The sequence below is a fragment of the Eubacterium multiforme genome (assembly GCF_030813415.1).
Classification (GTDB): domain Bacteria; phylum Bacillota; class Clostridia; order Clostridiales; family Clostridiaceae; genus Clostridium; species Clostridium multiforme.
In genome coordinates this window covers 17502-31878 of the sequence record NZ_JAUSUF010000003.1, presented here as the reverse complement: position 1 = coordinate 31878, position 14377 = coordinate 17502, and the positions used below count along the sequence as shown (strand labels likewise).

The following is a 14377-nucleotide window of genomic DNA, read 5'->3' as shown; positions in this document are numbered from 1 at the left end:
TGTATTTACATTCCATATAGTTAAGATAAAACAGTTACTGGTGTTTCTTTTAATAATAGAACTGGAAGAATTTACATTCCATATAGTTAAGATAAAACATATGGGAATAATTATTTATTAGTGGACTATCTACCCAATTTACATTCCATATAGTTAAGATAAAACATAAATTAGATGATGAATTTAGTAAATTATTAACTCAATTTACATTCCATATAGTTAAGATAAAACCTAAAAATTCTATGTTAAAGAATGGCTTATTTAAGCCATTCTTTATATTAATATTCTACCATATTTAATACTCTTTTGCAGTAAACCTTAAGTAATACATTGGAAATATACTCCACACAACTTCTAACCTGTTCATTTACAATGCCTAGAAAGTATTTCTTTAAAAACTCGATCTACTGCACTAATATTTTTCGAAACAATTATTTTAAGTATAGTAAAGCTACGTTCTCAACATGACTAGTATAATTAAATTTATATTTTTTATCTATCTATATAATTTTAATTATTACTATATAATGTTGTTTTTTCTTAATGTAAAGTAATACTATATATCTATGCGATGTTAATTACTATTAAAATAAGTTATTTAAATTTATATATATGTCGTCAATCTGCCAGCAAAATTGAATTTATGTAGGCAAATATAAGCAAAAGACTAGAATTAATAATTCCTAGTCTTTTGTTATACATTAAAACTATATAAACAACAAATTTAAAATTCTTACTATATATAATATCTTTTATCAAAATACCTTTTTGACACTCTTCCAGCAACTGTTATATAACCATTTTTATTAGGCTCCTCATTTAATTCTCGTATTATTGCATATGCTTTAGTTTCTTTAACCTCTAACATCTTCATAACATCTTTTACAAAATAATATCGTGATTCCATATTTCAATGTCCCCTTTTAATAAGCAAAACTATTTTATAGATTAAATATTTTATTTAGTACTCTTTAAAATATTTAATTTCACCATAAACTCAAAAGGACTATGATTAAAACCTCATAGTCCTTTTAATTTACAACTTCCATTTATGTCCACAATTTAAGCAAACTACTTTTCCTTTTTTACCACTAAGTCCACCAAGAACTGTTCCTCCTGGACCTAAAAGAGCTCCTCCAACTATAGCTTTACCTATACTAATTTTTTTGCCTTGATAAGTTATTGCTGTACTATGGCATTTAGGACAATAAGGTATATGATCCCTCTTTAATTGTTTTAATCTATCTTTCTGATACTGTTTTTCATTTCTTTTTTCTTCTGCCTTGGCTTTTATTTTTTCTTCATATTCTATTTTGGCTTTCTCATACTCTTGTCTTTCTTTTTCCTTCTTTTCTTCCTTTAACTTATTTTCTTTTTCAAGCTTGGCTAATTCATATTCTTTAGAAATATCAGCCCAGACTAATTTTGCTTCTCCATACTCAATATTATCTCTATTCATAATACATTTAATTATTGTTTCATTTAAAATATTAAACATACCTTCAACATAATCTTTATAGATATTAGTAATTACAATGTATTCATCATTTAGTCCTATTTCTATTTTTCCAGATAGTAAACCTGTTTTAAAATTTGTAAACTTTATATCATTGATACTTATTTCTTCTACTTTAATATCTCCTTTGAATTTTTTATGTAAAAATATTAGTCTGCTATTTGTAGTAGCGATTATCCAACTTCCTTCTTCAGTACATCCTTCAACTAAGTAATTACACTCTTCATTATCTTTTAATATACCTTGTAACTCCTGAATTTCTTTTTTACTACTATCAAGTGAATATTCTCCTAGTTTATTTTCTTCCTTCTCCTCTGTTTTATCAAAAAATCCCATAACTTCTCCTCCTTGGCAAATATATCTATATTTATATTTTAGCATTTTTTAATTCTTTTAGTAGCACTTTTTACTATGTAAATCAACTGTACACAATATATTGTAAAGCAAAATAAGTGCTTTAATGCATAACTAAAGCATTTTTTAGTTATAAATTTATTTTTAGAATTGTATATTATAAAAACAAAAGAAAAGAAGGTGATGATTTTGAAAAATAATCTATTCAAATATAATATTTTTCTTATTTTAAATATGATGTTTTGCAATTTTATATATTTAATTGCTGTTGTTATATTTTTAATTTTTAAATAAAAATAAAGGCAGGATTTCTCCTGCCTAAAATAATTATTATTCACAATGTCCTAATCTTTCATTTGTTTTAAGATTTCTAACTGCCATATATCTATATTTACCACTTGTAGCTCCTACCCAACGTATCCATCTGTAACCATCATTATCTATTACGTAATCATATTTTACTTTGCTGCCTTTATCATAATGCCCTTTAACTTCTGCATTTAAAGAAGGATTACTTCTTATACATAGGCTATTTACTGCTACTGTGCAAGTACCATGTTCTACATATTCTTTCTTATAATTATTACTATTAGAAGTTGTAACCTCTCTTAATTTAGCAAAAGTATTTGTTCCAGCTAAACCATCTGGAGATAATCCATGATCCCTTTGGAAATCTAATAAAGAATTATAAGTTCCTCTACCAAACTTTCCATCTGGTCCATACCCGCCACAATTATATCCTGCTTTTATAAGTAGCCTTTGTAGTTCCTCACATCTAGCTCCTACATATTTTCTTGCTTTATCTAAAGTAATATCTATAATTGAATTTCTAACTTCAATTTCTGGAGCATTTCCTGTTAACTTTTCCTTGAAAGCTCTCCATTTAGCCCAATTATTATGTGATAATGCTTCTGGACATATCTTTCTACTTGCATCATAATGTCTTACTACTCTATTATCAGAAACATTATATTTATCTTGCAGCCTTTTCACAAGCCATATTGTATTTTCAATAGTCTTAGAAGTAACTTCATTATTTCTTCTACACATTTCTATACCTAAACTATTTCTATTATCTATTCCATAAACACCATGTCCATCTCCACAATGCCAAGCCCCATTATATTCTTCAACAACTTGTGTAATTGAGTCATCATCTACAAAATAATGAGCTGATGCATTACGAGTACCAGTGCAAAAATAATTAGCATTTCCTTCATCTGAATCTGTCTTATTTCCAGTATCATGCACTACTATATATTTTATTGCATTCCTTCCGTTATAATGGTCGTCTGGGTCTATTCTTCTTTTCATTAATACCATTTTTTAATCCTTCTTTCTTGCTAAATTTATATATAAAAAAGAACAAGGACTATTGTCCTTGCTCTTCCTTTGGTACATAATTTGAAATAGCGTTTAATTTATTTTCCAAATCTGAATTTTTAGCTTTTAATTCTTCATTTTCAGATTGTAATTTTCTTAAAATTTCTGAATTATCTAATACAGCTTGTTTGCCTTGATTAACTTCTCCAGCTACTGCTTGCCTAAAGTATTCAATATCTTCTTTAGATACTTCTGGATGTTCTTTTAAAAACTTCTTGTTAAATTCATCAGCTTTGCTAGATAATTTTTCCTTAACATTTTGTGTAAGCCTAAACTGTTCATCAACTATTCCCCATACTTCTTTAGCTGTATCAATATACTTTTTATGATTTAATATCTCCTCTTCCATTCCTGTTTTCTTTAATTTTGCTTCCACTAACTTTACTAAAATTTTAATAAGCTCTTTTAACATTTAAATTCCTTCTTTCTTAAATTTATTTATAAAAATAAAGCACAAATAAAACTATTTATGCTCTTCTTTATCTTCTCTTAATTGTATTAATGCATTTTTTAATTTGCTTGGAACTGGTGCTCCTAACTCTGATGCATTTTCTAAAATACTTATTCCCTCATTCGCTATGTAAAAATAACATACAAGGCTTCTAAATACCCAATTACCTGTATTTAGGAGTCTATCTAGCATAACTGCTACAATAAGTATTGCAAATATAACACATTTCCTTGCTATACCTTTAAGCCCTATATTAGAACTTAAATCTTTATTTACATATCCTTTCGTAAGCCCTGTTAGATAGTCAATCACCATAAATATTATTAATACAATTAGTGGAGTGTCCCATGCTCCAAACAACCAGGTAAATAAAACTCCTAATACTGCAACAAAAATTTTTAATTGATTTAAAACATTATCCATTAATCTTTCCTTTCTTTCTGTCTAATTTTTTATAAAGAAAAAAGACTAGAATTAACTAGCCCTTTTTAACTTTTTCTAATCTTATATTTTCATATCCTATTTGTTTTGCAGTTATGGTCCAGTCAAATAATGTATTCGGTGTACCTCTAACCTTAAAATATCGCTCTGTTTTTTCTACAACCCTAACATAAGTTAATTTGCCATTTGATGCAAATTCTCCAAGTGGAGTTACATCTATTTTATATCTACATTTTGTATTAACAGTTAATAAGAATGTATTATCAAACCAAATTATGCAATCACCATTTGAATCAGTTCTATTCTGTTCTATAGACATATCTGTAAACCAACATTCTGTACTTTCTACTGCATTTAATGCTAGATTTCCAATTCCTGTTTCTACAATTCTATTTTTCTTTCCATTAACAGATAAATTTCCTTGCACACACATATTCATACCAACCTTAGTGCATATATCCCATGAACCATCATCTAGCCAAAAAAGTGCCTTTCCATCATTACCTGAAAATTGAAAACCTCCTGGGAAAAATTGAGCATAATAATGATTTTGATCCCATTTTGCAAACCCAGTGTAATTAGCATCTAAATTAGCAGTATAATTCCCATTGTCTTTATCCATTATTTTTAATCCATGTGCTGTTTTTATGCAAAAATCTCCACCACTAGATTGATACATGTAATTTCTTTTGGTATCTCCTAAATACATTGTATATCCATTTAAATTTATATCTTCATATAATGTTATAGGACACATTTGATTATTAATATTATCTTTATCAAATCTTATATACGGAAAGTAATTCTTATCTTTATCACTATAATAGGCTATAGCTACTGTTGTATTTTTTTCATTTGCTATTGTTATGCCTGTTTTATTTCTATCTCCACCAATCCTACTTGAATATATACTTCCTATTGAATCTTTTCTACTAGTATCTTCCCAATCATAAAAATTAATAATTGGTCCATCTATTTCCATAGCTTTTATTCCTGTATTCCTTGCAAATGTTGTTAATCCATTTAACTTAATTTTACTAGCATCTATCTTAATTTCTTCTGCTGATTGGTTTATTGCACTAATAATATTATTTTTATCTGTCTTTTTTGCAACTTCTGTTCTTATTCCATCTACACCTATATTTAAACTTGCTAATTGACTTTGTATAGAACTTACTGTACTTCCATCAGCTTTAGTATTTAATATACTTTTTACATCACTAACTGATGCATTTATATTGTTAGTTTTTTGGGTTAATGAGGTTTCAACTGTATTTATTTTTGAAGTAGTTTCTATTATCTTTCCATTTAATGTCCTTGTAAGAGTATCTATATCTGTTTTATTTACTTTGGAACTAACTTCTGTTTTCAATATATTTATTGCTGATGTATTAGCTGTAACAACATTATTAACATCTTTTACTTTACCATTGATATACTTATTAGTTTCTGCTTTAGCTGTATCAGTAACACTGTCTGCATATGCCTTAGCTTTTGCTTCAGCATCAGTTGCTTTAGCAATAGCAACATTTAAATTTTCTGTAGCTTGTTTTATCCTAGATTGCTCTTCTTTAGTTACAATTCCGTCTGCATAGGCTTGTGCCTGTGTTTGTGCTAGGTTTGACTTAGCAATAGATACCTCATCTGCATATGCTTTTGCTAAATTAGATTTAGAAGTTGCTATGTTTTCTGCATAACTTTGTGCATCTGATTTAGCTTGATTAACTTTTGTAACCGCTATATTTAAATTTTCTGTAGCTTGTTTTATCCTAGACTGCTCTTCCTTGCTTACAACTCCATCTGCATATGCTTTTACCTGTGTTACAGCTAAATTAACCCTAGCAGTAGAAACATCATCAGAATACTTTTTTAAATCAATCTGTGCTTGATTTAATTTAGCAGTATTTTCTTCAATGGATTTTTTTGCTGTACCGATTTGATTTTCAATATCTTCAGGAGCTGGTGTCCATGAAGGTGATGTTTTATTACCTTCAACTAATTTACACCAGTTTACAGTAGCGTTACCAGTTCTATCTCCACCACTCGGAAACCAGTAAAACCCAACTTTCCATACTAAATTTTCTGGTATACTTCCAGTTGTAAAAGTAATTGATTTTGTAATATCTTTAGTTTCTTCTATTGAAAAATTACATCCAAAATAATTCCAATTAACGTCATAAACGTAACATCGTAAATGTTTTCCTTCTATATTTCCATTTCTGTTACTTCTACCATTTACTACAAAAGTATAAGTTGTGTTTGCTTTTAATGAAACAGAAATTTGTCTACTTCCAAAGCCATAAATTGCAGAAGTTTCATTTATTAAACTATCTAATATTAAATTTCTATCGTTAAATTTAATATTATTAATAGCATTAGTAGTATTACTGTTTGCTTGTTTAATCGCATCTTCTTTTGCAGTTACAGTAATTTTATTAGCATATATTTTAGCTTCTTCAACTTTAGCTAAAGCATTATTAAGATTATCTTGTGCTTGCTTAATTCGTGCCTGTTCTTCAATAGTAATTTTATTATCAGCATTAGCTATTGCATTTTCTTGTGCAAGATTAGCTTTAGCTATTGCTACTTCATCACTATATTTTTTTAAATCAGTTTTAGCTTTTTTCAGTTCTTTTTCTACTATAGTAGCATTTTCTTTAGAAACATTATCAGCATAAGTTTTAGCCTCAACTAAAGAGCTGTTAGTATTTTTTAATGATTGATTTATAGCATCTTGTTTACTTTTATCTATTTTTACATCAATATTGGTTTCAACTGTTCTTATATTAGTTTCTATTGTACTTGTCTTAGAATTTAGGCTGTTAACACTAGCACTAAAACTATCTTTAGCTTGTGTCAATTCAGTTGATACTGTATTTATCTTTTCATCTATTTTCTTAGCACTATCAATAATTGCTTGATTTAAATCTTCTGGAGCTGCTGTCCATAAAAGTGATGTCTTATTCCCTTTCACTAATTTTATGTTATGCAAATAAACTATTGCATTTACTCCAAAATCATAACCATACACATAAAAAACTATATCTTTACTAAAATCAACATCATCATTCAGTTTGTATACTTGACTTAATGTTTGCCATTCATTTATTTTTGTAGGTTCTAATCTATAAAAACCAGAACCAAAACTCATTTTATCCGAACCCTTTTTATAATAATAAAAACCACCAAAAATATTGCCTTTTAAAAAGGTTGTATATATATCCATTGTTACAACAAAAGTTCCACTTTCTGTAACTCTATCTTTTATGCGTTGCGAAATACCTTTCCAATTTCTATTACCATCACTTTCATTAAACTCATAAACTGGAAAATTAAATTTTTCTATATTTAAATGAGCATGATAAGACTGTTGTGGATTTGCTATACCACTATTATACCCACCCCAATTTTCAGCATATAAATTACCATGCTTATCAGTAACAGATGTATCTTTATATTTATTAATGAAATTTGAATTTAATAATAGATTTCTATCTCCTATTTCTATATTATTTATAGATTTATCTACATCTGATTGAGATACTTTACCTTTTATTTCTTCCTGTAATATATTAAGCTCTGCTGTATGTTTAGATAAATTAGTATTAACTGTATTTATTTGTACATTAGTATAAGCATTAGCTTTATTCAAAGTATCTGAAATATTAGCATTAATGCTATCTTTAGTTTCTTTAAAAACTTGATTATCTACTTTTAATTTAATAGCATTATCTAATGCAAGAATATTAGTTTGTTGATTTTCTAATCTTTTACCATTCTCTACTATAGAATTTTGTTGTGTAGATAATTCTACATCTAAAGTTCTATCTCCTACCTGAACTTTAGTTCCTTTAATGGTTTCACTACCATTTTCATTAATTCCTCTAATCACACTATTCATATTAAGTTTTGATGCATCTAATTCATTCTCTTCAAGTTTTCCATATCCATTAGTAAATCCTTGTTTTGTCATTCCATCTTGATTAATCAAAACAGTTTTACCATCAGGACCTCTAAGTATTAAAGAAGATTGATTGTTTTCATCTATTCCTAACATTATTCTTTCATACATCTTACCATTGTTCATATCCATAACTTGAAGTTTATTGCCTACTAATCTAAGCCTACCTTGTGGTCCTAAAATACTAACTAAGCTTGTATCTATAGTTCCAAATCTTAATTTATTACCACTAAGAGAACTAATTTCTGCATCACCTATTGCACCTTCTGCAATTATTCCAGAATTAGCAGTTATAGCTCCAGTTGCTATATTTTTAGATGTAATATTTTTATTAAACATATTCTCTATAGCAGCTGTTTTACCTTCTACAATTCCAACCCTTTCTACAGCTACATTAAGCTCATTTACATCTGCTTTACCTATAAGTGCTGTTTGCAACTTAGATTCTAAAGCATTAAATTCTATTGTACTAATTTTATTGGATTGCAAATCCTTAATATTTGCTTTTAAAGATGTTAAATCTTCAGTATATAAAGTATTCACTCTTCCATTTAATGCATTAAACTCATCTATATCAGCTTTTTGTATCAACGCTACTTTAATAGCAGCCTGTTCAATAGAATAGTTTTCCATAGCTTGTGTTATAGAGCCTTTACTATCAAATTTATCAGAACTTTCTGTTTTACCAGTTGCTTTTAATTCACTTGTAATCCCTCCACTATAAGTAAGTTTATGACTCATTATTAATGTATTATATTCTTTATTATCTACCCCAACTATAACAACTCTATCACCTGCTTGAACTGCTGGATTACCTTGCCAACTTAAAGTATATGGTCTATAAGTAAAATCTTTAAACTTATTATAAAGGTCGCCAACAATGTTTTCTGTAATTACTGGATTATCAATTATTATTTCTGTATTAGAGCCTTTACTAAAAGTCTTTTCACCCTTTTTAGCTGTTATCTTTCCTATAATATAATCTTTATCATTTGTTTCAAATTTAAAGAATGTATCTGGTGTTATTCTTAAATCTGTATCTTCATAAGATATTATTTCTAACTCTCCAAGTCTATTAAATCTAGCAAAACATCCTGCAAGTGTTGCAATAATTCCTATTGCTTGTCTAAAGCTATACCCCTTTATTTCATCTATAGAATGATTAGGTAATATAGAATTACAAGTTATATCAGCTTTTTTACATATTTCTTTTAATACTTCATTTATGTTAGCTGGATAACTTAAGTCAGAAAAATAAGCTCTTTCTAAATTAAACATATTATCTACACATTGTAATTTAATTTTCTTATCCTTTTTAGATACTTCATCTACAGTAAATACACCTAATGGAATATACTCTATTTCATTATCAATTTCTAAACCTATATATGGCTTAACAATTGCATTTTCAAATATATCATCAACATTAATTAAATTTATTTCAAATGTATTAGAAACAACAGAGCCTAGTGAAAAGTTATCTCCTGGATTAACACTTTCCTCTAGGCTCATATCAATAATATTATCGTCATTATATTCCTTATCTCTTATTAATACTTTACTTACAAATTTTCTTCCACCAAGCTTATTTATCTCTTTTAGAAAAGCTTTTGTTGTCTTAATCAATGTCTAACCTCCTTTCATAGAGATTAATTTAAATCTATTCTTCTATCATAAAGTCAATGCACATCATTTCACTTGCAGTCATATCGTAGCCATTAAGTTCTTCTAACTTAAATTTATGCACATCAACATCAACTTCTATGTCTTGTAAATCTATCATGTCTTTATTCCAATTTTCTTTTTCATCTTCTTTGATAACATAGTTACCATTTTCTATTTTAAATTTACCTTCTTCATCCTTCTCACAATATTTATCTACTATCTTTTCTCTTTCATTGTTATAATGCTTTAATTCACTTTCTATTTTTCCAATATTCTTACCTATTGCATAAGAAACCTTTACTGGTAAACTCTTTCTGCTAATTTCTCCTAACATTCCTACTTTTTCTAATATTTCTTTATTTGTTAACTTTGCCATATTCAAATCCTTCTTTCTTAAATTAATAAATATAAAAGAGCCTACATAGTGTAAGATCTTAAACTAAAATACAAAACATTTTAAACCTTTTGCCACCTCTGTAGCCTTTGTTCTAAATTTTTGTACTTCTGCTGCAACTAAAGTAGAATTAGCTAAAAATAATTCTTGGTTTGTTACATAAGTTTGAATGTTTGCAACTCCATTTTCTTTCAAACAACAATTCATATTTAAGACTTGTTGTTTCATTCCGTCCTTCTCAACTTCAACTACTCCATTTAAATTTGTTGTTTCACTCACTACACTTGTTACCTTTACTTCATTTTCCATTCTAAATTCCTTCTTTCTATTTTTCTATTAAATTAAAAGATAGTCCCTGCCACATATTGCTTTTAAAATCAAAAGCTGGTGCTGACCTATCTCCTGTATAAAATGTTTTTGTTGTTTTACCATCCTTTGGATCTGGATAATAAACTGAAAAATATACATCACTTATTGCATTTAATATTGTTTTTATCTCATCAGATGTTAATGGACCCCATTCACATTCTAATTTTCTTGTGACCCTTAACCTATCTCTAAGCATTACACCTTTTGCATTTCTATTACTATTTTCCCCATCTAAATCCATTATGTTTACTTTAAAACTTTTAGGGGCAACAACTGTTACCCCATTAATTACTAGGCTTATTATTGCCACCTCCTAAAGTATTAATAATTGTTTTCCTGATATTTTATTTAATTTATTTATAGTTCTTATAGCAATTCTGCCAAACTCTGTATCTCCAACTTTTAAGACTATATCTCCCATATCGCTGTCGCTATTTCCGTTATATTTATCGTCTTTATCTTCTTTGCTCTCTTTTATAGCTTCAATAATTGCTTCTTTTAATTTTTCTAAGTAATTAGGATCATTAGTATTTGTATTATCATTATTAGAATTTTGACCAAGCATTGTTAAATCTGGTTGTTGTAATAAGCTACTTGAAGTTAATAATATATTATTTATTCTTTCAGATAACTTATTTGCAAGTAAATCTAATCCTTGCGTATTATTTTCTAAAGGCACTACAGCTTCCGTTCCTGCTTCTCCTACTACTGCAGGAGTTGCTTTATTTACAATACCACCTTTTGCAAGATAATTCATATGTGGTATATGAACGCCAAAATGCTTACCACCAATTCCAGGAATCCAATCTGGTGCTGTAAAACTTATTCTATTTAATCCGCTTATTGCCATATTAATAAGTCCAATTACAGCATTAAGTGGTGCTTTTGCTATTCCAGATAAACATTGGAATGCTCCTCTGAATATTTCTTTAACTCCATTCCAAGCTCTTCTCCAATTTCCTGTAAATACACCTGCAACAAAATCTATAATTCCTCCAAAGATACGTCTTACTCCACCAAATATATTGTGTACATTTCTAGAAAAAGCGTTTAATATATTTCCAAATATACCAAAAGATTTAGTCCAATCTCTAGAAAATCCGCCTTTAAGGAAATCAGCAAATCCTTTAAATAATTTTTTTATAAAATCCCATACTTTATTTACGCCATCTCTAAACCATTTACAATGTTTATATGCTTCTATTAGTGCAATACCTATTGTTGCAATTAAAGCAACAACTAGCACTATTGGATTTGCCATTAAAATGCCCCATAAACTTTTTAAACCACTTCCTAGTTTAGCAACACCAACCTTTGCAATGTTCTTTAGAGCCTTACCGAATTTTAAAAGCTTATCTTTAGTTAAAGATACTAAATTCTTTCCAAAGTCTTTTAATGCTTTTCCTGCTTTTTTAGTCAATGCTAAAGAAAATCTTCCAACATCCTTTAAGCTATTTTTTAATTTCCCTCCAAATTTTCCTAATAAAGTTGTTCCTTGTTTTGTTTCCTTAGCAAACTTTTTCAATGGGTTTATAGCTGATTTTAAAACTTGAATTTTATTTCCTATTTTAATTGATGCACATCTTTTTAAAGCACCACCTATATTACCTAGAACCCCTACAACTCCTCCAGCTTGTTGAATAAAAGATGCTAACTTGGCAACTTTCCAAGCTGCAAAAAATGCAATTACTGTTTTTATCATAATATCTAGTACAGGTTTACCACTACCCATTAACCAATCTATTAATTTACTAAATGCATCAAGAATAGTTCCTACTATATCAGCTACCTTTGCAATAACTGGTGCTATATTATTTATAAACCAATTAACCATAGGAACAACAAATTGAGTATAAATATACCCAGCTAATTCAAATATTTTAGCACCTAGCCTTATAAATCCTTGGAATAAATGGCTTCCACCATTATCCCAAACATAGACTAATTTTTGAGTTAAGTTTTCAAGAACTTTAGCTGTTGAATGAAGTATCGCCATAAAAGTCTTTGCAACTCCTGGACCAACTTCTCCCCAAACTTGTCTTAAAGAATCTCCCATATGTTTTATAAGAGTCAGTACATTTAAAAATGCATTAGCTAATGATTGTACTATGGCAGTTCCTATTCCCCCAGCATTCCAAGCATTAGCAAAAGTAATTCCTATATCTCCTATAATATTAAATATGTTTTGTAAAATCTGTAGAATAACAACAAGTATTGCTTCACCTGTCCCATTTGTCCATACTTCCATAAAACTATGTCCTATAGACCTTATTAACTCCCAAATTCCATGTAATGCATATTTAATACTTGCAATAGTTGCTGCCCCTTCTCTAGCCCACGCAGCTTTAAAAGGCTGAAATATTCTAGATATAATATCTTTTAACTTTTCTACCATTCCATTTATTTTTTGCATTGCTGCACTTGCTGGGCTTAAATCTACATTAGGAGCAACCATTGGTATTGGGTCAATTCCCCCTCCACCACCTTTAGGTGTTTTTGGAGCTTTGTCTTTTGGATCCTTAGGTAGACTTAATTTATTTATTTCATCAAATCCAGCTAAAGCACCTTTTATTTTTTTAGCTGCCTTTGCTGTACTATCACCAACACCTTTTACTGCTCCACCAGTTTTCTTGCCTTGCTTCTCCATATTTTTCATTGCTGCTATGGAAGCATTCATGTGTTTAGCAGCTCCAAAGCTAGCTTGATATGTTTTACCAAATAAAGCACTTACAAATGCTGCAATATATGCAGTTACAGTTGCTAGTGCACTCATTAATGCATTAAGTGCAGGTAGGACGGCTTGATAAATAGGCATAAAAGCAACCATTAAATTAGTTCTAATTTGTTGTAAGCTATTTGCAAATTGTGCATTTGTCATTAAAGCACTTCCAATATATCCTGCAACTGCTGAAATACCTTTCATGATTATAGGAAATACAATTCCCCATCTAAACATACTATCAATAAACATCCCTGTTGCACTTCTTGCACCATTAATGTTATTTCTATATTGCCTTGTGGTGTTATTCGCACCTCTTAAACTTCTACTAGCATTATTAGCAGCACCTGCTGTTTTCTTTATACTTTCATTAGCTTGGTTTACTCCACTACTAGAACTCTTAGCTGCACTACTTAATCTTTGGAATTCTGCATCCAAGTCAGCTAATTTAAATCCTGCCTTGTCACTTTGGCTTATAAGTTTATTTATAGTAGCTTCTGTCTTTAGAATTTGTTCTTCTATTTTATTTTTTCTAGCTTGATTAAATGTAGAGTTATATGTTTCTCTTAATCCTGCTAACTTTTCTTGTTGTTGTTCTATTCTTCTATTAGTTATATCTAAGCTACTAGATAAGTTATCTATCTGTGCTTTAACTCCTTCAAGATTTACTGTACTAGTCTTAGGTGGTCCTCTTGAACTAACTGTCTTTGCAGTAGTTTGATTAGGCATTACAATATTTTTTACTGGTTCAAAGTTTAAAGGTAATTTAATCTTTTTTGCATTGGCCATAATACTTCTTACAGCATCTAAAGCTCTCTCTTTAATTTCTTCAATAGTTTTTAATATACTTTGCTTATTCTTTTCAACATTAGATTTTATTGTTTCATTAATACTATTAAAGGACCTATTCAAAGACTCAGTAATTCCTTTAGTCATAGAACTAAAATCAAACTTTCCTGTAATTCCTTCTAAAGTTTTACTTATTTGACTTCCTATCTTAGATGCCATTTGCTCTATTTGTTTTTCTATATCGTCCCCTTGTATCTCCAAGTCAAGGCCAATCTTACCTACACTATCATCATCTGCCATTTAATCACCTACCTTTCTTTACAAACTAAAACAAG

Annotated in this window: 10 protein-coding genes and 1 CRISPR repeat array (1 of these 11 running past the window's edge); all 10 genes read right to left on the bottom strand. The window is 28.9% G+C overall.

What is annotated here, in order from left to right; all coding sequences use genetic code 11:
* Nucleotides 1-231: direct repeats of the CRISPR family, unit length 29 nt; unit sequence ATTTACATTCCATATAGTTAAGATAAAAC (it extends 852 nt beyond the left edge of the window).
* Between the two features lie 505 nt (nt 232-736).
* The 10 genes from J2S18_RS06385 to J2S18_RS06340 all read right to left on the bottom strand — a co-directional run bounded on the left by J2S18_RS06385 (nt 737) and on the right by J2S18_RS06340 (nt 14342).
* On the bottom strand, nt 737-907 hold the full coding sequence (locus J2S18_RS06385) for a transcriptional regulator (RefSeq protein ID WP_307484752.1): 171 nt from the start codon (nt 905-907) through the stop codon (nt 737-739).
* Between the two features lie 129 nt (nt 908-1036).
* A complete protein-coding gene (locus J2S18_RS06380; protein WP_307484749.1) occupies nt 1037-1852 on the bottom strand; it encodes a PH domain-containing protein in 816 nt (271 codons plus the stop codon).
* A 348-nt stretch (nt 1853-2200) separates the two neighbouring features.
* The gene (locus J2S18_RS06375) at nt 2201-3193 is read right to left on the bottom strand and encodes an N-acetylmuramoyl-L-alanine amidase (RefSeq protein WP_307484745.1); all 993 of its coding nucleotides are present in this window, start codon (nt 3191-3193) and stop codon (nt 2201-2203) included.
* A 49-nt stretch (nt 3194-3242) separates the two neighbouring features.
* On the bottom strand, nt 3243-3665 hold the full coding sequence (locus J2S18_RS06370; protein ID WP_307484742.1) for a hypothetical protein: 423 nt from the start codon (nt 3663-3665) through the stop codon (nt 3243-3245).
* A gap of 51 nt (nt 3666-3716) precedes the next feature.
* Nucleotides 3717-4127 carry a phage holin family protein gene (locus J2S18_RS06365; protein WP_307484739.1) on the bottom strand — a complete coding sequence of 137 codons (411 nt, stop codon included), beginning with the start codon at nt 4125-4127 and terminating at the stop codon, nt 3717-3719.
* A gap of 55 nt (nt 4128-4182) precedes the next feature.
* Nucleotides 4183-9732, bottom strand: coding sequence for a hypothetical protein (locus J2S18_RS06360; protein WP_307484738.1), 5550 nt, complete (start codon nt 9730-9732; stop codon nt 4183-4185).
* Nucleotides 9733-9766: 34 nt separating this feature from the next.
* Nucleotides 9767-10147 (bottom strand): hypothetical protein, encoded by a 381-nt coding sequence (locus J2S18_RS06355; protein ID WP_307484735.1) that lies wholly within the window; start codon nt 10145-10147, stop codon nt 9767-9769.
* Between the two features lie 63 nt (nt 10148-10210).
* Complete coding sequence (locus J2S18_RS06350; RefSeq protein WP_307484732.1) at nt 10211-10474, bottom strand: hypothetical protein; 264 nt, start codon at nt 10472-10474, stop codon at nt 10211-10213.
* A 16-nt stretch (nt 10475-10490) separates the two neighbouring features.
* Complete coding sequence (locus J2S18_RS06345; protein ID WP_307484730.1) at nt 10491-10844, bottom strand: DUF6711 family protein; 354 nt, start codon at nt 10842-10844, stop codon at nt 10491-10493.
* Between the two features lie 3 nt (nt 10845-10847).
* A complete protein-coding gene (locus tag J2S18_RS06340) occupies nt 10848-14342 on the bottom strand; it encodes a hypothetical protein (protein ID WP_307484727.1) in 3495 nt (1164 codons plus the stop codon).
* Between the last annotated feature and the right edge of the window lie 35 nt (nt 14343-14377).